General features: G+C 30.3%; 25 protein-coding genes and 1 riboswitch. Of the genes, 1 reads left to right on the top strand and 24 read right to left on the bottom strand.

Features of this window, described 5'->3' with window-relative positions; all coding sequences use genetic code 11:
• Nucleotides 1-42 precede the first annotated feature (42 nt).
• Nucleotides 43-1,701 carry a DAK2 domain-containing protein gene (locus CPAL_RS02300; RefSeq protein WP_061857493.1) on the bottom strand — a complete coding sequence of 553 codons (1,659 nt, stop codon included), beginning with the start codon at nt 1,699-1,701 and terminating at the stop codon, nt 43-45.
• 13 nt (nt 1,702-1,714) lie between these two features.
• A complete protein-coding gene (locus CPAL_RS02295; RefSeq protein ID WP_061857494.1) occupies nt 1,715-2,062 on the bottom strand; it encodes an Asp23/Gls24 family envelope stress response protein in 348 nt (115 codons plus the stop codon).
• A gap of 197 nt (nt 2,063-2,259) precedes the next feature.
• Between CPAL_RS02295 and rpmB the strand changes: the two genes are divergently transcribed.
• Nucleotides 2,260-2,451, top strand: coding sequence for a 50S ribosomal protein L28 (rpmB, locus tag CPAL_RS02290; protein WP_061857495.1), 192 nt, complete (start codon nt 2,260-2,262; stop codon nt 2,449-2,451).
• A 214-nt stretch (nt 2,452-2,665) separates the two neighbouring features.
• Here the strand turns inward: rpmB and CPAL_RS02285 are convergent, their stop codons facing one another.
• The 22 genes from CPAL_RS02285 to der form a co-directional block, all read right to left on the bottom strand.
• Nucleotides 2,666-3,301: a thiamine diphosphokinase gene (locus CPAL_RS02285; RefSeq protein WP_106024016.1), complete on the bottom strand. Its 636-nt coding sequence runs from the start codon at nt 3,299-3,301 to the stop codon at nt 2,666-2,668.
• Between the two features lies 1 nt (nt 3,302).
• On the bottom strand, nt 3,303-3,953 hold the full coding sequence (gene rpe, locus CPAL_RS02280) for a ribulose-phosphate 3-epimerase (protein ID WP_061857497.1): 651 nt from the start codon (nt 3,951-3,953) through the stop codon (nt 3,303-3,305).
• Nucleotides 3,950-4,816, bottom strand: a complete 867-nt coding sequence (gene rsgA, locus CPAL_RS02275; protein ID WP_061857498.1) for a ribosome small subunit-dependent GTPase A — start codon at nt 4,814-4,816, stop codon at nt 3,950-3,952. Before rsgA ends, rpe begins: the two co-directional genes overlap by 4 nt.
• A gap of 21 nt (nt 4,817-4,837) precedes the next feature.
• Nucleotides 4,838-6,805: a Stk1 family PASTA domain-containing Ser/Thr kinase gene (pknB, locus tag CPAL_RS02270; protein ID WP_061857499.1), complete on the bottom strand. Its 1,968-nt coding sequence runs from the start codon at nt 6,803-6,805 to the stop codon at nt 4,838-4,840.
• Nucleotides 6,783-7,556, bottom strand: a complete 774-nt coding sequence (locus CPAL_RS02265) for a Stp1/IreP family PP2C-type Ser/Thr phosphatase (protein WP_082787811.1) — start codon at nt 7,554-7,556, stop codon at nt 6,783-6,785. Before CPAL_RS02265 ends, pknB begins: the two co-directional genes overlap by 23 nt.
• A 35-nt stretch (nt 7,557-7,591) precedes the next feature.
• Nucleotides 7,592-8,623 (bottom strand): dual-specificity RNA methyltransferase RlmN, encoded by a 1,032-nt coding sequence (gene rlmN / locus CPAL_RS02260; RefSeq protein WP_061857500.1) that lies wholly within the window; start codon nt 8,621-8,623, stop codon nt 7,592-7,594.
• Nucleotides 8,624-8,634: 11 nt separating this feature from the next.
• The gene (gene rsmB, locus CPAL_RS02255; protein WP_106024015.1) at nt 8,635-9,966 is read right to left on the bottom strand and encodes a 16S rRNA (cytosine(967)-C(5))-methyltransferase RsmB; all 1,332 of its coding nucleotides are present in this window, start codon (nt 9,964-9,966) and stop codon (nt 8,635-8,637) included.
• Between the two features lie 19 nt (nt 9,967-9,985).
• Complete coding sequence (locus CPAL_RS02250; protein WP_061857502.1) at nt 9,986-10,663, bottom strand: zinc metallopeptidase; 678 nt, start codon at nt 10,661-10,663, stop codon at nt 9,986-9,988.
• A gap of 47 nt (nt 10,664-10,710) precedes the next feature.
• The gene (fmt, locus tag CPAL_RS02245) at nt 10,711-11,640 is read right to left on the bottom strand and encodes a methionyl-tRNA formyltransferase (RefSeq protein ID WP_061857503.1); all 930 of its coding nucleotides are present in this window, start codon (nt 11,638-11,640) and stop codon (nt 10,711-10,713) included.
• Between the two features lie 4 nt (nt 11,641-11,644).
• A complete protein-coding gene (gene def / locus CPAL_RS02240; protein WP_061857504.1) occupies nt 11,645-12,097 on the bottom strand; it encodes a peptide deformylase in 453 nt (150 codons plus the stop codon).
• 39 nt (nt 12,098-12,136) lie between these two features.
• The gene (gene priA, locus CPAL_RS02235) at nt 12,137-14,338 is read right to left on the bottom strand and encodes a primosomal protein N' (RefSeq protein ID WP_061857505.1); all 2,202 of its coding nucleotides are present in this window, start codon (nt 14,336-14,338) and stop codon (nt 12,137-12,139) included.
• Nucleotides 14,339-14,393: 55 nt separating this feature from the next.
• Nucleotides 14,394-15,584, bottom strand: a complete 1,191-nt coding sequence (coaBC, locus tag CPAL_RS02230) for a bifunctional phosphopantothenoylcysteine decarboxylase/phosphopantothenate--cysteine ligase CoaBC (RefSeq protein ID WP_061857506.1) — start codon at nt 15,582-15,584, stop codon at nt 14,394-14,396.
• 1 nt (nt 15,585) lies between these two features.
• Nucleotides 15,586-15,807 (bottom strand): DNA-directed RNA polymerase subunit omega, encoded by a 222-nt coding sequence (gene rpoZ / locus CPAL_RS02225; RefSeq protein ID WP_061857507.1) that lies wholly within the window; start codon nt 15,805-15,807, stop codon nt 15,586-15,588.
• Complete coding sequence (gmk, locus tag CPAL_RS02220; protein ID WP_061857508.1) at nt 15,788-16,444, bottom strand: guanylate kinase; 657 nt, start codon at nt 16,442-16,444, stop codon at nt 15,788-15,790. The genes rpoZ and gmk overlap by 20 nt, the downstream gene beginning before the upstream one ends.
• Nucleotides 16,444-16,716, bottom strand: coding sequence for an extracellular matrix/biofilm regulator RemA (remA, locus tag CPAL_RS02215; protein ID WP_061857509.1), 273 nt, complete (start codon nt 16,714-16,716; stop codon nt 16,444-16,446). The genes gmk and remA overlap by 1 nt, the downstream gene beginning before the upstream one ends.
• A 17-nt stretch (nt 16,717-16,733) precedes the next feature.
• Nucleotides 16,734-17,615: a YicC/YloC family endoribonuclease gene (locus CPAL_RS02210; protein ID WP_106024014.1), complete on the bottom strand. Its 882-nt coding sequence runs from the start codon at nt 17,613-17,615 to the stop codon at nt 16,734-16,736.
• A 131-nt stretch (nt 17,616-17,746) separates the two neighbouring features.
• Nucleotides 17,747-18,898, bottom strand: coding sequence for an aminotransferase class I/II-fold pyridoxal phosphate-dependent enzyme (locus CPAL_RS02205; RefSeq protein WP_106024013.1), 1,152 nt, complete (start codon nt 18,896-18,898; stop codon nt 17,747-17,749).
• Between the two features lie 235 nt (nt 18,899-19,133).
• Entirely contained in the window at nt 19,134-20,495 is a 1,362-nt protein-coding gene (locus tag CPAL_RS02200; protein ID WP_061857512.1) for an NCS2 family permease, read from the bottom strand.
• 75 nt (nt 20,496-20,570) lie between these two features.
• A riboswitch (purine riboswitch) is annotated at nt 20,571-20,670 on the bottom strand.
• A gap of 56 nt (nt 20,671-20,726) precedes the next feature.
• Nucleotides 20,727-21,743 carry an asparaginase gene (locus tag CPAL_RS02195; protein WP_106024012.1) on the bottom strand — a complete coding sequence of 339 codons (1,017 nt, stop codon included), beginning with the start codon at nt 21,741-21,743 and terminating at the stop codon, nt 20,727-20,729.
• Nucleotides 21,744-21,932: 189 nt separating this feature from the next.
• Entirely contained in the window at nt 21,933-23,411 is a 1,479-nt protein-coding gene (gene spoIVA, locus CPAL_RS02190) for a stage IV sporulation protein A (protein ID WP_061857513.1), read from the bottom strand.
• A 137-nt stretch (nt 23,412-23,548) separates the two neighbouring features.
• A complete protein-coding gene (locus tag CPAL_RS02185; RefSeq protein WP_061857514.1) occupies nt 23,549-24,544 on the bottom strand; it encodes an NAD(P)H-dependent glycerol-3-phosphate dehydrogenase in 996 nt (331 codons plus the stop codon).
• Between the two features lies 1 nt (nt 24,545).
• The gene (gene der, locus CPAL_RS02180; protein WP_061857515.1) at nt 24,546-25,862 is read right to left on the bottom strand and encodes a ribosome biogenesis GTPase Der; all 1,317 of its coding nucleotides are present in this window, start codon (nt 25,860-25,862) and stop codon (nt 24,546-24,548) included.
• Nucleotides 25,863-25,864: the final 2 nt, after the last annotated feature.

Genomic DNA, 25,864 nt, shown 5'->3' with positions numbered 1-25,864 from the left:
CTCTCCTAAAATCCTGCAATAAAAAAAGCCCTAGGGCTTTTTTTATTCAGCAGATACAATAAAATAGTATAAAGGTTGGCCTCCACTATAAAATTGTATATCTATATCCGGATATTTGTCTTCTAATATGTTTATAAATTCTTCAACCTTATCTTCATCACAATCTTTTCCATAAAATATTGTAATAAGTTCTGTATCTTCATTAACCATATTAGAAAGCAATTTGTTGCAAACCTCATAAATGTCTTTTCCTACTTCACTTATTTTGCCATCTATTAATCCTAATATATTTCCTTCTTTTATAACCTTACCTTCCACTTCTGTATCTCTTACAGCATATGTTACAGACCCTGAAACAACATTTGATATTGCTTCATTCATAATCGCTATATTTTGTTCAATACTATTATCTCCATTAAATAAAGTTATAGCTGTTATTCCCTGTGGAATTGTTTTTGTAGGTATTACTATAACATTCTTTTCTGAAAGTTCAGCTGCTTGTTGGGCAGCCATAAATATATTTTTATTATTTGGTAATACAAATATATTTTTAGCATTTAATGAATTTATACATTCTAAAATATCTTGAGTGCTAGGATTCATAGTTTGACCGCCCTCAATTACAGAATCTACTCCTAAATCCTCAAAAATTCTTTTTAAACCTTCTCCCATTGATACAGATATAAAAGCATATTCTTTTTCTGGTCTACTTTCTTCTTTTATGTCATCTTCTTCTCCAATTTGAGTTGGTGCGTATTCTAATTCAAGAATTTGTCTGTGCTGTTCTCTCATATTATCTATTTTAATTTTAGATAGCTCTCCCAATTTTACAGCTTGAGATAATATCCAACCTGGATCATTTGTATGAATATGAACCTTTATAATATCATCTACTCCTACAACTATCATTGAATCTCCCATAGGATTAAATAATTTTTTTAAATCTTGGACCTTATCTGAAGCATTCTTAGTTAAAATGAAAAATTCTGTACAATATCCGTATTTGATATCCTTAGCATCTATAGTAGATTGTACTGATTTAGTAATTTTCTCTACAGATTCCTCCACATTCTCAACTTCGGCCTCTATATGTTCACTCAAGGCTTTATGCATTCCTTGTAGTATGATTAACAATCCCATACCACCTGCATCAACTACTTTGGCCTCTTTTAAAGTAGGAAGCATGTCTGGAGTTTTATTAAGAATATTTTCACTATGTTTGCATACTTTTTCTAGCAGTTTTATAATATCAGTTTCATTTGAATTCATTGCACTTTCAGCAGCAGCCCTTATTATAGTTAATATAGTCCCCTCAGTTGGGCGCATAACTGCTTTATATGCAGAATTTGAACCTTCAGCTATGCTTTTTGCAAATTCTATAGCATCAACTTCATCTTTTCCTTCTAATCCTTTAGCTATTCCTCTAAAAATTTGAGAAAGAATTACCCCCGAATTTCCTCTAGCTCCCATTAGGGCACCTCTTGCTATACGTCTAGCCACCTCAGAAATAGATTTTTCCTTAATATTCTCTACCTCTGATACAGCACTTTTAAGAGTCATAGACATGTTTGTGCCTGTATCTCCATCCGGAACAGGAAATACATTTAAAGAATTTACAAATTCTTTCTTTTCTTGAAGATTATTCGATGCGGTAATGACCATATTACGCATATCATACCCATCTATTTTAAAACATTCCAATTTAAGTACCTCCTTAGATTCTCACGCCTTGAACATTTACTGTTATACTAGCTACTTTTAATTCTGTATAGTTTTCTACATTATATCTTATTTTTTGTATTACATTATTTGCTATAACAGAAATCTTAGTACCATATTGAACTATAATATATAATTCTATATTCAACTTATTATATTTGCTATTAATTTTAACTCCTCTACTTAGACTTTCTCCTCTAATTAATTCCCAAAGTCCATCCTTAGCATTTCTGGAAGCCATTCCTACTACTCCATAGCATTCCATAGTTGAAACTCCAACTATATTAGCCAATGCTTCCTCAGAGTAATTTATACTACCACATTCATTGGTAATTGCTAGCATACTTATTCCTCCTTAATGACTATACATAATATTTATTTTATAATATATAATTAATATAATCAAGAAAATTAATGATACAAATACTAATTCTTACTATTGACATTATATTTTACTTGCCAATACCATGTCATTATGCTAAAATATAATACGTTCTATCGTATGGAATTATTATCTTCAATTTTAGGAGGTGTTATTAGATGGCAAAAAGATGTGAAATATGTGGAAAAGGCGTTATATCTGGTGTTCAATATAGCCATTCTCATCGTCAATCAAAGAGAAAATGGTCTCCAAATATAAAAAGTGTTAAAGCTATAGTTAGCGGAGCACCTAAAAAAATAAATGTTTGTACTAGATGTCTTCGTTCTGGAAAAGTTCAACGTGCTATATAAGGTAAAAAAATGCAATTGAAAAATCAATTGCATTTTATTTTTTAGCTTTTTTTAAAAATCCTTATAATTTTTGATATTACTCTAGGTACTTTTATTGCTATTATTCTCATAGTGACCTCCTTATTAATAGCTGTCAACTATATAATCCCATATCCATTATATTCTTAATGCCTTTTATCCGTTACAAAAGCATGTATAAATTTCGAACTTTCTACTAATCTTTTGAACATATAAGTATTAAAATACCATTATTAAATTCTATAGATATTTCTTCCCTTGAAAACTCATTGGATATTCCAAGTGAACTTCCAATCTCCAGCTTATAATCACATAATGGATATTTAGCACCATATATACTTAAATCTTCTATGGTTTCACAATATGGAATCAATGAAAATGTATCTCCTATATTTCCCTTTAATTTTATAGGCTTATCAATTAATCTTATTATATTATTTTCATCTTTTATAATAGAGTTAACTCCTAATTTCATACATTTTAGTAATATACCTATGTTCCCTAATATGTGATCTATCCTACTTCCAGTTGCCCCTAATATAGTTATCTCTCTAGCTCCTAATTCAATAGCCTTATCTACAGCTGCCTCTGTATCTGTAAAATCTTTCTCTCTTGGATATTTTATTATATTAATGTTTTTTTTCACAAAAAAGTCTAAAGCATCATGATTTATAGAATCTAAATCCCCCACTATAATGTTAGGAGAAATATTATATTCATATAAACAATTCGCTCCACTATCAGCACATATTAAGCAAGAACTGCCTTTTAGTTCTTGCTTAACAATATCATATGAAGGGGCTTTTCCGCCTGATACTATAACTACTTTCATATCAAAAACCTTCTTTTAAGTCTCTTATATTTTTTTCTATATTACCGTTCTTAAATACGGCAGAGCCAGCAACAATTACATTTGCCCCACATTCTACTATCTTTTTTATGTTTTCTATTCCAACTCCACCATCAACTTCTATTAAAAGATCTTTATTATATGTGTTTGATAAATTTTTGACCTCTTTTATTTTGTCTCCACAGTATTCTATATATTTTTGTCCTCCAAACCCTGGATTAACAGACATTATTAATACCATGTCAACTTCACTTATTATATGCTTTATACTGCTTACGGGAGTAGCAGGATTAAGTGCTATACCTGCTTTGATGCCAAAGCTTTTTATATAGTTTATAGTTCTATCTAAATGTTTATCAGCTTCATAATGTATTGTTATTATATCCGCTCCTACTTTTACAAAGTTTTCTACATATCTAGCTGGCTCTTCAATCATTAGATGTACATCAAAAGGCAAATTAGTGATTGGTCTTATACTTTTTATTACAGGTATACCAAAAGATATATTAGGAACAAACATACCATCCATGACATCTATGTGTATTAAATCAGCACCGTATTTTTCTAATTCTTTTACTTCTTCTCCCAATCTCGCAAAATTTGCTGATAATATAGACGGCGATATCTTTATCATTTATTTATTCCTCCTTTAGTAACTTTTTCTAATGTCTTTAAGTAAAATGTATATCTATTTAAATTGATTTTTCCTTCATCCACTGCACTTTTTACTTCACATTGAGGCTCTTTATAATGTAAGCAACTGTTAAATTTACACTCTTGCCTATATTCGAAAAACTCAGGAAAATACTCTTGAATTTCTTCCTTATTATCAAACTTTAATTCCAATGTGGAAAATCCCGGTGTATCGACTACAAATCCTCCGTATGCTTCTACTAGCTCACTATGTCTAGTTGTATGTTTTCCTCTTTTTAGTTTATCGCTGATATTTCCAATCTTCATTACTTCTCTGCCCGTTATACCGTTTAATATAGTAGATTTTCCTACTCCTGAAGGACCACAAAAAACAGTAACATTTTCTTTTAGCTTTTCTTTTAGCTTATCTAATCCTATTTTGTTCTTAGCATTTAAAAATATATATTCATATCCAGCACTATCTACCATTTTAACAGCTTCATGTTCTCTATAATTATCTGTTAAATCAATCTTATTAAAACAAACTATAGATTTTATATTTTTCACCTCACACTGCAACAAGAACTTATTTAGAAGCTCTAAATTTATATCAGGATTTTTAAGTGCAAATACTATAAAAGCCTGAGATATATTAGCAACTGCTGGCCTTATAAGCTCATTTTTTCTTTCTTTTATCTCTTCGATAGCTCCATTATTATTTTTAACAGTAATTATCACAGAATCTCCTACCATTGGAGTTAGCCTTTTATTTCTAAACTTTCCTCTAGCTTTACACTCATATACGCCATTGTCTGTTTTTACATAATAAAATCCGCCTATACCTTTAATAATTATTCCTTCCATATTTCCTCCTACAAATGCTTATCATGGATTTGGCTCACTTGTTAGAGTTATCACTGTTCCTTCCTTTACTTCCATCCCTGGTGCTTTATCTTGTGATGTTATTATAAAGTCATCTCTACCCTTGACCTTTATTATCAAGTTATTTTCAGCAGCCAAGTTTCTTGCTTGTCTTACAGTCTTATTAACAAAGTTTGGTACTATTGTCATAGCTTTATCTCCATATACATAATAGCTTACGTCCACTGCTGTATTTTCTGGTACCTTTTTACCTGACTTAATACTTTGAGCAGTAACTATACCATCTAAAGATTTATCTAATGTATTAATTTTAGTAATGTTTCCTAATCTCAAATTTGCATCTTTTAATAATTGTTGAGCTTCATCTAAATTTTTATTTATTAAATTAGGCACAACTGTAATCTTCTTATTTGGTCCCTTACTTACAACTAAGTCAACAGTCGTATTTTCACCTATTACGGTTTCAGGCTTAGGATATTGATCACAGACTTTTCCTTCATCAATAGTATCACTATATGTATAAGATACTTTTCCCAAATTTAAATTATATATTTTTAAATATTCTTTTGCAGCTTCTAATTCTATTTCTATAAGATTTGGTACAGTAGCTACTTTAGGGCCAGAACTTATTATTGCTCTAACCTCATCTTTTTCACTTAAATCCATTTCTGTACCTGGCGATGGATAACATTCAATTACAACTCCTGCAGGTTTATCACTGCTTTGGGTTGTAGTTACAAATTTTAATCCTTGCTCTTCAACCAAACTTTGCGCTTTCTCTTTGCTTAATCCAATTATATTGGGTACTACAGCCTTTCCTGTTTTATGTCCATCGAACTCTTTATTTAGAATAACAAAGGCTGATATAAATCCAATTATAATAACCCCTAATGCAATTAAGCTAGTTATCTTTTTTTTATTTTTCACTTTATTTTTTATTCTATTTTTACTTCTATTATTATTACCTTCATCTTCCTCGATATAATTATCTATACCGTTTGTATAATTTATATCACCTATATCATCTTCTTCATGCTCATACTGATATTGATTCTCATCCACATCTTTTTCTTTAACTTCATCATATCCAGTTATAGGCTTCATAATTTTAGTATATTCATTTTCGAAATTATTCATAATAATATCAACATCTGGATTTTGTTTGATTTTTTGTAAATCCATTAACATCTCATGCGCACTTTGATATCTTTTATACTGTTCCTTTTCTATTGCTTTAAGTATTATTTTATTTAAACTTTCAGGAATATTAGAGTTCACTTCAATAGGAGGCACAACTTGTTCTTGTATATGTTTTAAGGCAACAGATACCGGACTATCTCCATCATAAGGAAGCTTTCCCGTAACCATTTCGTACAATATAATACCTAAAGAATATATATCTGTCCTGCAATCTACAAAATTTCCTTTGGCTTGCTCCGGCGAAAAATAATGAGCTGATCCTATTATCCTATCAGAGTTTGTTATAGTTACTGAAGATGTAGCTTTTGCAATACCAAAGTCAGTTACTTTTACCACACCTTCTTTGGTTACCAATATGTTATGTGGTTTTACATCCCTATGTATAATATTGTTGTTATGAGCGCATTCTAAAGCTTTAGCAATTTGAATAGCAATAATAATTGCATCATTATATTTTAAAACCTTTTGTTCATTGATGATTTGTTTTAAAGTTTTTCCGTCTATATACTCCATCACAATATAATTAATACCATCTTGAGAACCTACATCATAAATACTAACAATATTGCTATGAGATAAACTCGCAGCAGCTGCAGCTTCTTGTTCAAACTTATTAACAAACTCAATATTATCCGAATACTGAGACTTTAATATTTTTACTGCTACAAATCTATTTAATAGATGACATTTGGCCTTATATACTTCTGCCATGCCACCTTCTCCAATCTTCTCCATTAATTCATATCTATTACCTAGAATGGTCCCCGTCATTTTTGCACTCTCCTCCAAATACAATAACTGAAATATTATCTCTTCCACCTTTATTTTTACACAAATCAACTAAAAGCTTACATGCTTCCTCATTATTATTTTTTATCACTATATCAAACATTTCTTTTGTACTAACCTCATTTGATAATCCATCTGTACATAGTAAAAACTTTAAAATTTTATCTGTCTTTATTCTAAAAATATCTATCTCTACATTTTCTTTAGTACCTAAAGCTCTTGTAATTATATTTTTATTAGGATGATTTAAAGCTTCCTGTTCTGTAATACTTCCCTCATCTACTAGTTCTTGTACTAAAGAGTGATCTTTTGTAATTTTCTTTATAGTATCAGCATATATAGCATAGCAGCTACTGTCACCCACATTAGCAATAATTGCTTCTTCTTCATCTATTAAGCATGCTGTAATGGTTGTCCCCATACCATTTAATCCACTGTTTTCTTTAGATTTAATATATATTTTTTCATTAGCATAGCTAATTGCTGACTTTAATAAAGCTTCCTTATCATCTATTTTATCTTCATTTTTTATATACTCTATACAAGATTCTACTGCAATTTTACTTGCTACATCTCCTGCATTATGGCCTCCCATACCATCAGCCACAATATAAAGTCTTATTTTATCATTTTCATAGTAATCAATATAATCTTCATTTATATCTCTTATGTTTCCCCTATCCGATATGTATCCTACCAGATATTCATCCGAACAAAATTTATTACCACCCATAAAAATATACCCTCCATCGCATACTATAAATAACATTAATTACTTTCCATATAGTTCTTTCTTAATTGACCACAAGCTGCATTAATATCTGAACCCATTTCTCTTCTTATTGTAGTTTCAATTCCACATCTTGTCAAAGTTTCTTTGAATGCATCTATATCTTTCATATTTGATTTTTTATAATCATTTTCTTTTATTTCATTTATAGGTATTAAATTCACATGGCATAAAAGTCCCTTTAATAGATTACATAATTCCTTAGCATGCTCTTTTTTATCATTAACTCCTTTTACAAGAGCATATTCAAATGTTATTCTTCTGTTAGTCTTAACAGAATAATATCTGCAAGCATCTACTATTTCATTTAAAGAGTATTTATTTGCTATTGGCATCATGGTTTTTCTTATATCATCACTTGGAGCATGCAAAGATATTGCTAAAGTTATTTGTAGTTCCTTATCCGCTAGTTCTTTTATTTTAGGAACTATTCCACAAGTTGATAATGTAATATGTCTTTGGCCTATATTTAGGCCTTCCTCAGAATTTATTAATTTAATGAACTTTATTACATTATCATAATTATCTAGAGGCTCTCCACTTCCCATTAGTACCACATTAGATATTCTTTCATTGATTTCTGACTGCGCTCTTAATATCTGTCCTGCTATTTCTCCATGGGTCAAATTTCTTACTATTCCTCCTATAGTAGACGCGCAAAACTTGCATCCCATTCTACATCCTACTTGAGTGGATACGCATATAGTATTTCCATATTTATATTTCATAATAACAGATTCAATAATATTTCCATCTCTATATTTAAAAAGGAATTTTTGAGTTCCATCAATATTGGATGTATACTTATTTACCGTTTGTGGAACTCCTATATAAAAATTGTCTTTTAATTTATTCTTGATATCTTTTGATATATTAGTCATATTATCAAAATCAAATATTCCTTTTTTATATATCCATTCAAATATCTGTTTTGCTCTAAACTTTCCTTCATTGTTTTCTTCCATCCATAACTTTAAATCTTCTAAACTAAAATCTAAAATATTTTTCATATTATTTGCACCTACCGAATTCTTTTAAGTTTAGTAATAAAAAATCCATCCATATATTTGTTTGGTAAGATAGTTACAGATCCGTTATCGTTATACACGATGTTTTCTCTCTCTCCGTAATATAATTTTTCTACTGAATATTGAGGAAACTCTTTTAGAAACCAGTTTATATTATTCTCATTTTCTTTTTTGTTTATTGTACAAGTGGAATATACCAGCGTTCCTCCAACCTTTACATACTTTGATGCATTCTTCATTATTTCCCTTTGCACTCTTATTATATCCTTAATTCCCTTTACCTGTTTAGTATATTTTATCTCAGGCTTTTTTCTTATTATGCCTAGCCCAGAACAAGGCACATCAATTAAAACTGCATCGGCTACATTTTCCAGGTTTTTATTAAATATGGTTGCATCCATTTGATCATAAGTTATGTTATTTATTCCGAGTCTTCTTGCATTTGCCTTTACTAGTGAAAGTTTATTTTCATGAATATCAAAAGCTCTTACAACTCCACTATCGTTCATTAACTCAGAAATATGAGTCGTTTTCCCTCCTGGAGCACTACACAAATCTAGAACCTCAAATCCTTCTTTAACATCCAAGGATGGCGCTACAAGCATAGCACTTTCATCTTGAACAGTTATTTTCCCTTCTTTAAACAAAGGATTCTCTTCTATATTTTTTCCTTTATTTATTATAATCGCTTCTGGTGATACATATCCCTCATCAATATCATAACCATATTTCTCAAGAGCTGAAAAAGCTTCATCATATGTGGTCTTTAAATTATTTACTCTTACAGTAACTGCTGGTTTTTCATTTAATCCTTTTAAAATCTTTTCAGTTATTGTAATTCCATACTGATCAATAAACATATTCACTAACCATTTATCAAAAGAGTAGTTAAAGCATAATGCCTCAACTACATTTTCTTTATTATAATAATATTTATCTAAATTTCTAAGATAATTTCTTAAAACCCCATTTACAAGTTGAGACGCTCCTACAGACTTATATTTTTTTGCTATTTCAACGGCTTCATTTACCGCTGCAAAATTAGGTATTTTATCTAAATATCTAATTTGATAAATAGCCGTTCTTAATATATTTAATACGTAAGTGTCTATACCTTTTGTTCCTTTTTTTAGATAATGTTCTAATATGACATCAATAGTATACTTATATTTAATAGTTCCATATACAATTTCAGTTATTAAAGATTTATCTTTATCTTCAAATTTAAACTTATTTAAAGTGTTTCTTAAAACTATGTTTGAATAAGCATTTTTAGTTAATACCTGTTCTACTATATCAACACATACTTTTCTACTTTTCTCCATAGATTTACTCCAATCCTAGTTATTCATCTCTACTTAAAGCTATAAGTCTTACTAGCTGCAATATAGCTGTAAGAGCAGCAGCTACATATGTCATAGCAGCAGCTGATAGTACACTTTTTGCTCCCTTTATTTCATCTCCATATAATATATTTCTTTGTTCCAATATACTTAAAGCCCTATTTGATGCGTTAAATTCCACTGGTAAAGTAACTAATTGAAAAATTACTACTGCTCCAAATAAAAGTATTCCTACATTAATCAAGTATCTTGATCCCATAAATAATCCAAATAAGAAAATTAGCCATGAAGCATTAGAGCTAAAATTAACCACTGGAACTATGGAGTTTCTTATTTGAAGAGGAGCATAGTGCCTTTGATGCTGAATTGCATGACCAGTTTCATGAGCTGCTACTCCTATAGATGCTACGGAAGTACCATTGTATACATCTCTTGACAGTCTCATAGTCCTGCTTCTTGGATCATAATGATCAGTTAGCCTTCCAGAAATTTGTTCAACAGGAACATCATAAAGACCTTCTGCATCTAATAGCATCCTTGCAACCTGAGCACCCGTATAACCATTTATACTTCTTACTCTAGAATATTTACTAAACGTAGAATTGACTTTCATCTGAGCCCACGCTGATACTATCAAAGCTGGAATAAGAATAATATACGTCCAATCATAAAAAAACATTCATATTCCTCCCTCACAACATAATATATAATATAATTATATCAAATCTAACTTAGAACAATGCCTTCTTCAATTGTATTTCCTTTTATATATTGTTCCACTTTTAATACTTTTTTACCTGGAAATTGAATTTCTTTTATTAACAATACACCCTCTCCACAAGCTACTTCTATTCCTTTATCAGAAACATAAATTATTGTTCCCGGAGCTTTTTCGCTTTTTTTATCTAAAACACTAGATTTATATATCTTCATAACTTGGCTTTCATAATTAGTGTAAGCTACAGGCCAAGGATTTAGTCCCCTTATTAAATTGTGAATTTCTCTTGAAGATAATTTCCAATCTATCCTAGCCATTTCTTTATTCAGCATAGATGCATAACAAGTTTCAGAGTCGTTTTGTTTCTCAGGCTTAATCTCTCCCTTATATACTCCTTTTATAGTTTCAACTAACAGTTTAGCCCCATCTTTCATTAAAATATCGTGAAGTTCACCAGCGGTCATATCTTCAGTTATTGTGACCTCCTGTTTTAACAGCATATCTCCAGTATCTAGTCCTACATCCATTAACATGGTAGTATTTCCGCTCTTTTTTTCTCCTTTTATAATAGCCCAGTTAATAGGGGCAGCTCCTCTGTATTTAGGAAGAAGAGAAGCATGAAGATTGATGCATGCATACTTTGGTATATCTATAACTTCCTTAGGTAAGATTTGACCATAAGCAACTACTATTATAAAGTCAGGTTTTATACTTCTTAGCTCTTCTATAATTTGTGGTTCTTTTTTCAACCTTTCTGGTTGATAAACCTTTATGTTATGTTTTAATGCCAATTCTTTTACAGGAGACATAGAAATTTTCTTGCCTCTTCCCTTTGGTTTATCTGGTTGAGTAAACACAGCCTCTACTTCAAAGTTATCAATAATAGCCTGAAGTGACGGAACTGCAAATTCTGGAGTTCCCATAAATACTATCTTCATATACTTATTCCTCCTCTTCTTTTATCACTTTATCAATGAATAATACACCATCTAAATGATCAACCTCATGACAAATAGCTCTTGCTAAAAGTTCTTCTCCAACTATTTCTATTTCTTCTCCATTTTCATTCAACGCTCTTGCTGTAACTCTAAAAGGTCTTTCAACTTTTCCTTGCTCTCCTGGTATACTTAAGCAACCTTCAAAATCTACTTGACTTCCCTCTTTTTTTATAATTTCTGGATTAATTAATACTATTGGGCCATCTCCTACATCTATTACAACTATTCTCTTTAAAATACCCACTTGAGGAGCAGCAAGACCTACTCCATCTGCAGCATACATTGTTTCTTTCATATCTTCTATTAATGTCAAAATTCTACTGTTTATATCATCAACCTTTTTGGATTTCTTTCTTAAAATTTCGTCTCCCTCAAGTCTTATATTTCTTAATGCCATTTATACCTCTCCTTTTTCAAATTAATATTTTTTAATGTTTTATAATAAGTTATTTGGATTAATATCTAAACTTATCCTTATATCACTATAACTATTTTGCAAACTCGTGTAAACTATATTTTTAATATTATCAGCTAAATCTATATCCAATTCTCCCTTTACTAATATTTGCCATCTATAATATTCTTTTATTTTTGATAATATACAAGGAGATGGCCCTAATATACTTATTTTATTATTGTTTTCCAATTTATTCTTTAATATTATACCAATTTTTTGTATACTTTTTATTAACAGTTCTTCATTTTTACTGCTAATATTAATAGATAATATTTTTGAAAATGGCGGATAATTCATATTATATCTTAGACCAATCTCTTCTTTAAAAAAGTTTTTATAATCATTTAAGGATGAATACTTTATGCTGTAATTATCCGGATTATAGGTTTGTACTATAACATTTCCTGCTTTTTTACCTCTCCCTGCTCTGCCTGCAACTTGAGTTATAAGCTGAAAAGTCTTCTCTCCAGCTCTAAAGTCTGGCAAATTTAGAGACAAATCCGCTGCTATAACTCCAACCAGAGTAACATTTTTAAAGTCTAATCCCTTAGTTATCATTTGAGTTCCAACTAATATATCCGCTTCACCATTTTTAAAAGTATTATATATATATTCATAAGAATTTTTCTTTCTTGTTGTATCAAAGTCCATTCTTAATACTTTTGCCTCTGGAAAACTGTATTTTATTTCTTCTTCAATTTTTTCTGTTCCAATCCCAAAATGCTTTACATACCTACTTCCGCACTTTGGACAAACTTTTTTTATCGGATATCTACGTCCACAATAATGACAGCTCAAATAATTTCCGCTGCTGTGATAAGTTAAAGATATATCGCAATTATCACATTGAAATACATATCCGCACTTTCTACAAGATATAAATGTTGAAAATCCCCTTCTATTTAAAAATAATATTATTTGTTCTTTATTACTTAAAGCTTTATTTATGCCATTATATAAGTCTCTACTAAATATAGATTTATTATTTTTTAACAATTCTTCTCTCATATCAACTATTTTTATAAATGGCAATTTAGCACCATCCGCTCTTTTTTCTAGAGTCAACAATTCTATTTCTCCATTCATACATCTATAATAAGTTTCAACAGATGGAGTAGCCGAACCTAATACTAACTTACAGTTTTCAATATTGCACTTAAGTTCTCCAATTTCTCTGGCATTATATTTAGGATCACTATCAGACTTATAACTTGATTCGTGCTCTTCATCTATTATTATTAACCCTAAATTGTCAAAGGGCAAGAATATAGCAGAGCGTGCTCCTATAGCAACTTTTACCTTTTTATTTTTCACTCTAAGCCATTCATCATATCTCTCACCATCAGAAAGTCTACTGTGAAAAACAGCAATATCATTTCCGAATCTTCCTTTAAATCTTTCTACCATCTGAGGTGTTAATGATATTTCAGGAACTAATATTATACATTCTTTATTTTTATTAATCATATGCTGTACCATATTCATGTAAACTTCAGTTTTTCCGCTTCCAGTAACTCCATGAATTAGGAATATGTTTTTTTTAGAATTTAGAATGGAGTTTACCACAGTCTCCTGTTCTTTATTAAGTTTTTTTTCTGCATAACTAGAATAACTTCTATTATCAAATCTTTCAATTATTTCTTGACTTTTGCGAAGAAATCCATGTTTTATCATCGTATTTATAGAAGATAAAGATACAGTAAACTTATTACTAATTTCTGTTTTAGAATATACTCCATTATTTTTTTCGACTATTTTATATATTGTAATATAAGGTTCTTTATTAAACTTATCATCAAGATTCTCTCCAAGGCATATAACTTCTTTTATCTTATTTTTAATACCTTTAGTTATCCCTGTGGGTATAATTACTTTTATACATTCTAAGTATGTACATAAATATTTTTCTCTCATAATATTTATAAGTTTTACATCTTCTTTTCTTAACACCGTAAAGTCATCGCATATACCTATTATAGACTTAATTCCTTTCACATCTCTGCAAGTTTCATATAATTCTAATACAAATCCATCAATATTTTTATTTGATCTTCCAAAAGGGACTTTTACTCTATGTCCCACCCTCAATTTATTAATTAAGTTTTTAGGTATTTTATAGGTAAAAATTTTATCAACTTGAACAGATTCGTTATTTACTATAATTCCTGCATATTGATTCACAAAATTCACCCTTTATGTATTAATGAAATTTTCATAATTACAAGAAAAAAGCGCATTAGCGCTTTTTATTAATCAAGTTAAATAACTCCTTTGCTACCATTCTTTTGCCCATTTTAGGAAGAGATATACTCTCTCCAGTCTTACTCAATATAGTGACCTTATTGTCTTCTGATGCAAAACCGGTATCACTGCAAGTTATATCATTAGCTATAATAAAGTCCAAGTTTTTATTATGTAGTTTAGCAGTCGCGTTATCAATTACATTATTGCTTTCTGCTGCAAAACCTACTAAAATCTGATTCTTTTTCATAGAACCTAATTTTTTAAGTATATCATTATCTCTTGTTAGTTCCAATATTAAATCATCATTACCTTTTTTTATTTTTTCTCGTGAATAATTTTTAGGTTTATAATCAGCTACTGCAGCAGCCTTTATAACTATATCAGATGTTTGAAATTTCTCTTCAACAACCTTGAGCATTTCTTCATTAGTGTTTACATTTATTACGTTGATGCCAAAAGGTTTCTCAAGATTACATGGTCCAGATACTAATGTAACATCTCCACCTCTATCTCTTGCTTCTTCAGCAATAGCATAACCCATCTTTCCTGTAGACCTATTAGTAAGATACCTTACAGGATCAATAGGTGCAATAGTTGGTCCTGCTGTTACTAGAACCTTTTTGCCCTTTAAATCTTTAATATCATAAAGCATACTGATAACTATATCACTTATTAACTTTGTATCTGCTAGTTTTCCTGCTCCTGTATCACCACAAGCAAGTCTTCCTTCATCTGGATCAATGAACTTATATCCATATTCCCTTAATTTTTTTATATTATTTTGAACTATTGGATTCATGAACATATTAGTATTTGCAGCTGGAGCAAAAACTACAGGCGCCTTTGTAGCCATTATAGTAGTCGATAGCATATCATCTGCAATACCATTTGCAACTTTCCCTATAATGTTTGCTGTAGCAGGAACTATAAGCATTAAATCTGCTTTTTTGGCTAAAGATATATGTTGAATCTCCCAAGCTTTTGGCTCAGCAAACATATCAGTTATAACCATATTCTGACTTAAAGATTGAAATGAAAGAGGACTAACAAATTTTGTAGAGTGTTCAGTCATTATAACATTCACATCTAAATTTGCCTTTTTTAATCTGCTAATTACATCTAAAGCTTTATAAGCAGCTATTCCTCCTGTTACACCAACTACTACAGTCTTTCTATTTTCCATGTTATTTTATTCCTTTCATTACTGATTCATAAGAGACTTTTCCTTCATTCACTTCATTAATAGCTACTGTAAGAGGTTTAATTGTATCTTGTATATTTACTAAAGCCTCATCACCATCTATTATTTGCCTAGCTCTTTTAGCTGTTACAATAACTAAGGAATATCTGTTATCAACTTTATCTAATAAGTCCACAATTGATGGATTAATCATATAATTGTTCATGCATAAGTCCCTCCTTAGAAAAAATATTTTGTTGTATCCTTTCAACGCTACATTTTTCAGCTGTAATTATACTTTCTATCTTTTTAACAGCTTCATCAACTTTATCATTAATAATTGCATAATTATATTTTGATACATAATTGATTTCTTTATATGCAGCCTTGAACCTTGTCATCAATGATTCTGGAGTTTCACTTCCCCTTTTAATTATTCTATTCTTCAGTTCCTCCATAGAAGGAGGTAGAATAAAAATAAATACGCCTTCAGGATACGCTTCTTTAACCTTTAAGGCTCCTTGAATATCTATCTCTAGTATAACATCTTTTCCTTCTTCAAGTTTTTCTATGACCTTTGATTTTGGAGTACCATAATAATTTCCATAAACTTCTGCATATTCTAAAAAATCACCTTTGTTAATCTTATCTATAAATTCATCTCTGTCTAAAAAGTAATAATTAACTCCATCTATCTCTCCATCCCTTGGCGCTCTTGTTGTAGCTGAAACTGATAACCAAAGACTATTCTTGTTTAACAGCTCTTTGCAAATAGTTCCCTTTCCTGCCCCTGATGGTCCTGATATAACAAGTAAAAGGCCCTTTCTGGATTTTTTAAAATCATTATTTTTAATATCACTCATTATTCATCAACCTCATCAATACTTACTTCACCTTTAGCAGATAACCTATGAGCTACGGTTTCTGGCTGAACAGCTGATAATATAACATGATCGCTATCAGTAATTATTACAGCTCTAGTTCTTCTTCCATATGTAGCATCAATTAACATTCCTCTATCTCTCGCTTCTTGTATAATTCTTTTGATAGGGGCAGATTCGGGACTCACAATAGCTACTAATCTATTAGCAGAAACAATGTTTCCAAATCCTATATTTATTAATTTAATACTCATGCTAGTCCTCCTAATTTCTATTCTATATTTTGTATTTGTTCTCTAATTTTTTCTATATAGTTTTTTACATTTATAGTTAAATTTAAAATTCCTAAATCATTAGCCTTTGAAGATATAGTATTGGTTTCTCTATTCATTTCTTGAACTATAAAATCAAGTTTTCTGCCAATAGGCTCATCTTTATCTAAAGTTTGCTTTAATTGAGCAATGTGACTTTTTAACCTTACTATTTCTTCATCTATGGCTGCTTTATCTGCAAACAAAGCCACTTCCATTGCTATTCTGGTCTCATCAACTTCTGAAGTATTTAAAAGTTCTGCTATCCTGCTATTAAGTTTATTTTTATAATCTTCAACTACTAAAGGAGATTTTTCTTCAATTTGAGATACTAACTCTCCAATAGCAGTACATTTAACAATAATGTCTTCTCTTAGTTTTGTTCCTTCATTTTCTCTCATTTTTATTAACGAGTCTATAGCCTCATTTAAAGGCTCTCGTAAGTTGCTCCAAATTTCTTCTAGGTTTTCCTCTTTCTTCTCAGCAGTAATCACATCTGGAAATTTTGCAATTAAGGATACAGATATATCATCTATAACTTCATATCTGTCCTTTATTTTTTTCAAACAAGCAAGATAACTATCTGCCAGCTTTTCATTGAAATATACTTCTACATCATCATTTTCGTAAATACTTTGATTGATAAAAACATCTACTTTACCTCTATTAATCTTTGCTTTAATAGTTTCTCTAATCTTGTTTTCTAATGACAACAAATTTCTAGGTATCTTGATATTCAAATCAAAATATCTATGATTTACGCTCTTTATCTCAATAATAAAACTGCGACTTGTTCCTTCCCTAGTCATTCCCCTTCCAAAGCCTGTCATACTTCTTACCATTTTTATCATCCTTCCGCAGCACATTATAAGTTTATACTAATTATACATAAATACGGATTAAAATTTCAAGTTCAATTTCAATTCAGCACATAAGAATCATGATAACACATTTTTTATTATATTAAAATATATTAATTGTATACTCTTAATCTATTTAATGTTTTATATATAACATCCCTATCTTTTGTAAGCGCAATTCTAAAATATCCATGACCTAAATCTCCAAAAGCATATCCTGGAGTAACAATAATTCCATATGAAGATAAAAATTCTCGACATAACTCATCGGTTGTATAACTGCTAGGCACTTTACACCAGATATAGAATGTCCCATCACCTTTATAAAAACGTATTCCTTTTTGTTTTAAAATCTCCTCTGCTATATTCCTTCTGTCATCATATATTTTTCTAATATGCTTTATATAATCCCTACCGATATTTAGCGCACTTACAGCTGCATATTGAATTGCTTTAAACTGGCTGGAATCCAAATTGCTTTTTACTTTTAAAAGAGCCTTTAAAACTTTTCTATTTCCTACTGCATACCCAATCCTAAATCCAGTCATATTAAAAGTTTTTGAGAAAGTTCCGAATTCAATTGATTTTTTTCTTAAATCAGTTTGTAATAAACTGACAGGCTCCTTATTTTCTCTAATTATTTCATTATAAGCACTATCGTTGCATAATACAATATCATTTTGGATACAATAATTTAATACTTCATTATAAAATTTATTATTAGCAATAGCTCCTGTTGGGTTATTCGGATAATTTATGATCATAAGTTTACTTTTTTTTCTTATCTCGTCAGGTATATTTGATAAATCTATAAGATAGTTATTCTTTTCTTTTAATGGAACTTTATAAGGCTTACATCCCCAAAGATATGAGCACATTTCATAAACTGGATATCTCGGATTTGGTACAATAACATAATCTCCTATATCGCATACTGCTGGTATTATATTGCTAATTCCTTCCTTAGATCCTATTAATACAAGCACTTCGTCCATATCTAAATAAACTTGAAAAATTTCTCTATAGTACTTTATAATTGCCTTTTTTAATTCATTTATACCGTCATAAGGAGGATATTTGTTAAAATCATTATATTGTAAACTATCTACTAATCCTTTTATTATATCTTTGTGAACACTTATATCAGGATCCCCTATTCCAAAATCTATTATTTCTTTACCCTGAGCTATCATTTTGTTCTTAATATCATCAATTTCTTTAAAATGATATTCTTTAATATTACAAAGTCTATTATTTATCTTCATTATATTTCCCCCATAATATAATTTTTAGTTTATAGTATTCTTAACTTTATCTTAATGTTACTTATTTTAAATATAAGAACCAGTTGTTCTAGATATTGGGTGTAAATAGCTTTTATAAAATGTAATAAAAGTCTTAAATTCCACTATATATCTGGCAAAGAACAAAACCTCGCATTTTAGCGAGGTTTTTACAAATAAATTATATAGAAACAGTAATTTCTTAAAATATAAACTTTTAATTAAGACCTGTCATTATCAATTTTATAGTAAATAATATAGCAAGCACATATACTACTATAGATACCTTCTTTTTCTTAGCTTCATCCCTTATAAGCATATTATTAATTAAATTCAATATTGCATATGATAAAATTCCTATAGTTAGTCCATCCCCAATGCTGTATGTTAAAGGCATTAAAGCTATTGTTAAAAAGGCAGGAACTCCTTCTGTAAAATCAGAAAAGTCAATTTCAACTATATTCTCCATCATAAAAAATCCTACTATAATAAGCGCTGGTCCAGTAGCACAAGCAGGTATAGCTATAAATAAAGGTGATAGAAACATAGCTGCTAAAAACAATATTCCTGTTACAACAGATGCTAATCCTGTTCTTCCTCCTTCTGCAACTCCCGCTGAACTTTCTACATAAGTTGTTACTGTTGATGTTCCTACTAAAGCTCCAAAGGTTGTCCCAATAGCATCTACAAGCAATGCCTTTCCTGCATTCTTTACTCTTCCTGCTTCGTCAATCATTCCAACTTTTGTAGCAACTCCTACTAGAGTTCCTACTGTATCGAAGAAGTCTACAAATAAGAAAGTAAGAATTATAGTAATAAATGACCACATTTTATCAGGATTAGTTATATAAGAAAAATCTAATTTAAAAGCTACGGAATTTAATGATTCAAATTTAAAAATTCCATTTGGTAGATATATTTTATAAACTTCTGCAGCTACTTTAGGATTAGTTAAAGCATATCCCCAGGCTACAAGTGTACTTATAACTATTCCCCAAAGCAAAGCTCCTTTAACATTCTTTTTAGACAAAATTACTATTACTATTATTCCAATAACTGATATTATAACCGGCGGAGTAGTAAAGTCACCCATTTTAACTAGAGTATCAGGGTCCTGAATTACTATACCTGAATTCACAAATCCTATAAAAGCTATAAACAAACCAATCCCTGCTGTTACAGCTAGCTTCAAAGTATTAGGTATTCCGTTTACTACAGCTTCCCTCACATTAGTTACTGATAAGATGATAAATATAAGACCTTCAACAAACACAGCAGTAAGAGCTATTCTCCAATCAACTCCCATCTGTTTAACTACACTAAAAGTAAAGAAAGCGTTAAGTCCCATTCCTGATGCTAAAGCAAAAGGTAGATTTGCATATAGTCCCATACCTATTGTCGTTAATCCTGCTGATAAACAAGTTGCAGTAAGCACTGCTCCTTTAGGCATACCTGCAACAGATAAAATATCTGGATTTACGGCTATTATATAAGCCATAGCTAAAAAGGTCGTTATTCCTGCAATAACTTCCCTTCTTATATCTGTATTATTTTCTTTCAACTTAAAAAAGTTTTCCATGTATTTTCTCCTCCTAAAATGTAATATAAATAAGCCACTTAGATATGAGTAATCTTAAGTGACTTATTATTTATATGTGCACTCAGGACTACTCATAGTCAAATATTTACGGTATTTGGTAGAAACGCCTAGACCATATCTCTAAGCTTATATGAGTAAGTAGATATTTAATATTTTGTTTTCAAAATGATATTATCATATTTCGAAATATAAGTCAATACGTATCGAATGTTATTTGTATAATTTTTTATTATAATTCGTATTTTTATAATTATACCCTTCAAATATTCTTTTAATCTCTAGCTTATCACTAGTCTTTCCTAAAGCAAGCATTAACTTTATTCTTGCTTTTTGTCCAGGTAGAGAATCTCCGAATACTGCCCCCATATCTTTTAACATTTTTCCTCCACCTTCATATCCATAAGTGTCTAAAACTCTTCCTCTAAAGCATCTTGACACAATTACAACAATAACTTCCTTTTCTATAGCATTTTTTATTCCCGATATCATTTTAGGAGGAACATTTCCTCTCCCAAGAGCTTCAATTACTATTCCCTTAGAACCGGTTTCAACAAGAAAATCTATAATCTTAGAATCCATACCTGCAGCACATTTTATTAGATCAACTTTAGTTTCAATTTTGTCTGTAAAAATATGTGTTTTGTCCAATACATTTCTATAAAATAAAACTTCATTATTATCTACAATTCCAATAGGACCAAATTCAAAACTTTGAAAAGTGTTAAGTTTCATAGAATGAGTTTTTGTAACCTCACTAGCACAGTTAAGTTCATTATTCAAACAAACCAGTACTCCTCTTCCTCTAGCACTTTTTGATATAGCAGTGCAAATGGAAGCAGATAAATTTGCAGGTCCATCATATCCTAGCTCTGAACTATTTCTCATAGCTCCTGTAACTACTATAGGTTTTTCATTTTTTATTGTTAAATCCAAAAGATAAGCTGTTTCTTCAAGAGTATCAGTTCCATGAGTAATTACCACTCCATCTATATCATCTCTTTTTAAAACTTTCTGAACATATTTAGAAAGCTCCATCATCTTTTCTGGTGTTATATGTGGACCAGGTAAATTTGAAAACGTGAAGCATTCTATCTCAGCATATCTTTCAATTCCTGTTACCATAGCCATAATCTCTTCTCCACTCAATTTAGGAACTGCTGCATGTATCCTTGGATCCATTTTCATAGTTATAGTTCCTCCATTAAAAATAACTGCAACCTTAGGCATAAATACACCCTTTCCTTAATTAAAATTTATATTTCTGAAATATAGTTTTGTATATAGCAAATTATTAAATTCATCAATTTTCTTATTTACATAAAGAGATAAATATTACCAAGCGAATAAATATATATGCTAATTTTCATAAAAATAGCCGATATATAGCATAATACTATATATCGGCACTTATAATTGTTATAAAATAATACAAATCAAACCACCATTGCCTTCATTGATTATCTTTTCTAGAGTTTTTCGTATTTTAATCTGAACATCTTCAGGCATTTTATATAGTTTATTTTGCAATCCATCTTTAACTAATACTTCCAAAGACTTCCCAAACATATTGCTCTCCCAGATTTTTGAAGGGTCACTTTCAAATTGTTCAAGAAGTGATTTAACTAATTCCTCGCTTTCTCTTTCTGTCCCCATTATTGGAGATATTTCCGCTTGTATATCAGCTCTAATCAAGTGAAGAGATGGAGCACTCGCCTTAAGTTTTACTCCATACCTAGTACCTTGTCTTACAATTTCAGGTTCTTCAAGTCTCATTTCGCTTAGTTGTGGAGATACTAAACCATATCCTCTTTCCTTAACATCTCTTAAAGCATCTGCTATCTTATCATATTCTGTTTTAGCTTCACTTAATTCTTTCATTATACTTAAAAGTTCATTTTCTCCACTAATACTTCTTTCACAAACTTCACTTAATACCTTGTAGAATAATTCTTGCTTCGGATGTAATTCTATTCTAGCAGTTCCTTCTCCCATATTTATTTCATTTAATTTAGAATTTTCAAGAAAATCCATATCCTTGAATTCTTCTATAAATTTTTTAATATCCCTAACTTTGTAAATATTTTTACACATATTTTTTACTAAAGATATAAAATTATCTTTAAGCCAATGAGTTATTTCCAGCTTTTCTATCCATTCAGGCATATCTATGTTTATTTCTTTTATAGGGAATTCCTTTAATATTCTCTCAAACACATTCGTTATATCACTTTCTTTCATGTTAGCTACATCCATTACCTGTACTGGAACATCATACTTTTCTTGCAATTCTTTTCCTAATTGTAAAGTTTCTTCATTATTAACATTTCTTGAATTTAAAATCATTATAAATGGTTTATTAATGGCTTTTAATTCATTTACTACTCTTTCTTCTGCCTCAACATAATCAGATCTATCTATACCGGTTATGCTACCATCAGTAGTTACTAAAAGCCCTATAGTAGAATGTTCATTAATAACCTTTTTTGTCCCAATTTCAGCCGCTTCTTCAAAAGGAATCTCATAGTCATACCATGGTGTAGTAACCATTTTAGGCTGGTCTCCCTCATTATATCCTAAGGCAGACTTAACGATATATCCTACGCAATCTACCATTCGTACTTTAAACTTAGTTCCTCCATTTAAATCAATTTCTATAGCCTCATTAGGGACAAACTTAGGTTCAGTAGTATGGATTGACTTCCCTGATGCACTTTGAGGAAGTTCATCCTGAGCTCTCTGCTTTTTATAAGCATTTTCTATATTCGGGATCACCATAAGTTCCATAAATCTTTTTATAAATGTAGATTTTCCAGTTCTTACAGGCCCTACTACACCAACATATATGTCTCCTTGTGTTCTATCTGCAATATCTTTGTATATATTAAAATTTTCCAAAACCTTACCCTCCCACTACTTACTTAAACTTTAACAGTACATATATATTATTACACACAGAAAATATTACAAAAAAAACAAAAATCAATTCATTTTTTATGAATTGATTTTTGAAATTATGGTTTTTATAATAAAACTTAATAAACTTCATCCTTCTTATCTCTGGACATTAATTCATATACTCCATACTTAGGATCTTTGTTTTCAAAAAGAACCTTATACAAAGCGTCTGTAATAGGCATTGAAACATTTAGCTGTTCCTTAAGCTTATAAAATGCACTACAAGATTTAACTCCTTCAACTACCATACCTATTTCCTTACAAGCATCCTCAACCTTGATGCCCTTGCCTATTAGAATTCCGGCTCTTCTATTTCTGCTATGCATACTAGTGCATGTTACAATCAAATCTCCTATACCAGACAATCCAAAAAAGGTTTCTTTTTTAGCTCCTAACTTAGTGCCTATCCTTACAATTTCACTCATACCTCTTGTCATTAATGCTGCTTTTGTGTTATCTCCATATCCTGCTCCATCAGAAACTCCCGCAGCAAGTGCTATTATATTTTTTACAGCTCCTCCTATTTCTACTCCTACAATATCATCGTTAGTGTATACTCTGAATTTATTGGTCATGAACATATCCTGAACTTTTTTTGCATATTCTATATTTTTAGATGCTACTACAACTGTTGTAGGTATATCTAAAGCCACCTCTTCTGCATGGCTTGGTCCTGATAGAACTACTACAGGATTATTAGGAAGCTCATCTTCTATAACCTCTGAAAGTCTTTTTAGAGAATTTTCTTCTATTCCCTTTGCTATATTTACTATTATTGCGTCTTTATCAATATAGTCTTTTATATTCTTACTTACTTCTCGTATAGCATGGGATGGTACAGATAGCACTATAACCTTATTCCCCTCCACAGCTTTTCTTAATTCTGCAAAAGCTGTTACATTTACTGGTATAGTTACGTTAGCAAGGTACTTTATATTTTCCCTCTTTACGTTTATATCATTAACAACGTTCGGATTCCTATCCCAGATATTAACTTTATATCCGTGCTTTGATAGCATTACGCTTAAAGCTGTTCCAAAGCTTCCTCCTCCTATAAAAGCTATATCACTCATGTTATTCTTTCCTTTCTCTAAACTCTAATTTAATGCCAGTACCTGTGAAATCAAAACTTTGTCTTAACTGATTTTCTAAATATCTTTCATATGAAAAATGTAGCAATGCTGGATTATTTACAAAAAATACAAATGTAGGCGGTTTTATTCCGACTTGAGTTACATAGTAAATCTTTAATCTATTTGTTCCTACAACAGGAGGTTCTTTCATCATGACAGCTTTACTTATTACATCATTTAATATTCCTGTTTTAATACGCTTTGAATAGTTATTATAGCACTCTTTTGCCATACTTAAAACTTTATTTACTCTCTGACCAGTTTTAGCAGATATAAATAAATATTGTGCATAAGGTAAAAATCCTAATTTTTCTCTTAAGTCATTCTTAAATCTATTCATAGTTTTATCGTCTTTTTCTATCAAATCCCACTTATTTACAATTATCATTATAGCTTTATTTAATTCATGTGCATATCCTATTATTTTTTCATCCTGTTCTGCTATACCTTGTTTTGCATCAATCATTAGTATACATACATCTGAATTTTCAATAGCTGCTAAGGTTCTTACAGCACTATATCTTTCAATTTGTTCTTTAATCTTACTTTTTTTTCTAAGACCTGCAGTATCTACTAAAATAAATTTACCTTCTTCACTTTCTAAATAGCTATCTACAGCGTCTCTAGTAGTTCCTGGAATGTCACTGACTATATGTTTTTCTTCTCCTAATAATCTATTTATAAGTGAAGATTTACCTGCATTAGGCCTACCAACTATAGCTATTCTTATGTATTCATTATTTTCTTCATTTTCATCATATTTAGGAAATTTTGCAACAACCTCATCTAATAAATCTCCAAGTCCTAAGGCCTGTGATGCCGAAATAGCTATAGGATCTCCTAAACCTAAATTATAAAATTCATAAACATTCTCTTCTAGTTGTTTTCTATCTATCTTGTTTACTGCTAAAATTACAGCTTTTTGTGCTTTTCTCAACATCTGAGCTACTTCATTATCACTATCAGTTAAACCTTGCTTTCCATCTACAACAAAGATTACAACATCAGCCATTTCTATTGCTATCTGTGCTTGCCTTCTCATTTGAGAAATAATAACATCTTCGCTTTCTGGCTCTATTCCACCTGTATCAATTATGGTAAAGTTCTTATCTAACCACTCTGCATCCGCATATATTCTATCTCTTGTAACTCCAGGTGTATCTTCTACTATCGCAATTCTCTTTCCTGCTAGTTTATTAAATAAAGTCGATTTTCCTACATTAGGTCTACCAACTATAGCAACTATCGGTTTAGCCATTA

Source organism: Clostridium thermopalmarium DSM 5974, from assembly GCF_002995795.1.
GTDB lineage: Bacteria > Bacillota > Clostridia > Clostridiales > Clostridiaceae > Clostridium_H > Clostridium_H thermopalmarium.
This window is presented reverse-complemented; position numbering and strand designations above follow the sequence as displayed.

What these genes read in the sequence shown, in the direction of transcription:
- def (WP_061857504.1), bottom strand. Translation starts at nt 12,097, where the DNA reads ATGGCATTAAGAAATATAAGACTTGAGGGAGACGAAATTTTAAGAAAG.
- CPAL_RS02265 (WP_082787811.1), bottom strand. Translation starts at nt 7,556, where the DNA reads ATGGGTGGTAATAAATTTTGTTCGGATGAATATCTGGTAGGATACATA.
- CPAL_RS02250 (WP_061857502.1), bottom strand. Translation starts at nt 10,663, where the DNA reads ATGTTTTTTTATGATTGGACGTATATTATTCTTATTCCAGCTTTGATA.
- remA (WP_061857509.1), bottom strand. Translation starts at nt 16,716, where the DNA reads ATGAGTATTAAATTAATAAATATAGGATTTGGAAACATTGTTTCTGCT.
- rlmN (WP_061857500.1), bottom strand. Translation starts at nt 8,623, where the DNA reads ATGAAAAATATTTTAGATTTTAGTTTAGAAGATTTAAAGTTATGGATG.
- coaBC (WP_061857506.1), bottom strand. Translation starts at nt 15,584, where the DNA reads ATGGAAAATAGAAAGACTGTAGTAGTTGGTGTAACAGGAGGAATAGCT.
- CPAL_RS02200 (WP_061857512.1), bottom strand. Translation starts at nt 20,495, where the DNA reads ATGGAAAACTTTTTTAAGTTGAAAGAAAATAATACAGATATAAGAAGG.
- CPAL_RS02195 (WP_106024012.1), bottom strand. Translation starts at nt 21,743, where the DNA reads ATGCCTAAGGTTGCAGTTATTTTTAATGGAGGAACTATAACTATGAAA.
- CPAL_RS02210 (WP_106024014.1), bottom strand. Translation starts at nt 17,615, where the DNA reads ATGGTAAGAAGTATGACAGGCTTTGGAAGGGGAATGACTAGGGAAGGA.
- rsgA (WP_061857498.1), bottom strand. Translation starts at nt 4,816, where the DNA reads ATGGAAGGAATAATTATTAAAGGTATAGGCGGATTTTATTATGTAAAA.
- rsmB (WP_106024015.1), bottom strand. Translation starts at nt 9,966, where the DNA reads ATGGAGAAAAGTAGAAAAGTATGTGTTGATATAGTAGAACAGGTATTA.
- rpe (WP_061857497.1), bottom strand. Translation starts at nt 3,953, where the DNA reads ATGATAAAGATATCGCCGTCTATATTATCAGCAAATTTTGCGAGATTG.
- CPAL_RS02285 (WP_106024016.1), bottom strand. Translation starts at nt 3,301, where the DNA reads ATGAAAGTAGTTATAGTATCAGGCGGAAAAGCCCCTTCATATGATATT.
- CPAL_RS02295 (WP_061857494.1), bottom strand. Translation starts at nt 2,062, where the DNA reads ATGCTAGCAATTACCAATGAATGTGGTAGTATAAATTACTCTGAGGAA.
- CPAL_RS02205 (WP_106024013.1), bottom strand. Translation starts at nt 18,898, where the DNA reads ATGAAGATAAATAATAGACTTTGTAATATTAAAGAATATCATTTTAAA.
- CPAL_RS02185 (WP_061857514.1), bottom strand. Translation starts at nt 24,544, where the DNA reads ATGAGTGATATAGCTTTTATAGGAGGAGGAAGCTTTGGAACAGCTTTA.
- rpmB (WP_061857495.1), top strand. Translation starts at nt 2,260, where the DNA reads ATGGCAAAAAGATGTGAAATATGTGGAAAAGGCGTTATATCTGGTGTT.
- pknB (WP_061857499.1), bottom strand. Translation starts at nt 6,805, where the DNA reads ATGACGGGGACCATTCTAGGTAATAGATATGAATTAATGGAGAAGATT.
- fmt (WP_061857503.1), bottom strand. Translation starts at nt 11,640, where the DNA reads ATGAAGATAGTATTTATGGGAACTCCAGAATTTGCAGTTCCGTCACTT.
- der (WP_061857515.1), bottom strand. Translation starts at nt 25,862, where the DNA reads ATGGCTAAACCGATAGTTGCTATAGTTGGTAGACCTAATGTAGGAAAA.
- rpoZ (WP_061857507.1), bottom strand. Translation starts at nt 15,807, where the DNA reads ATGAACAATTATATGATTAATCCATCAATTGTGGACTTATTAGATAAA.
- gmk (WP_061857508.1), bottom strand. Translation starts at nt 16,444, where the DNA reads ATGAGTGATATTAAAAATAATGATTTTAAAAAATCCAGAAAGGGCCTT.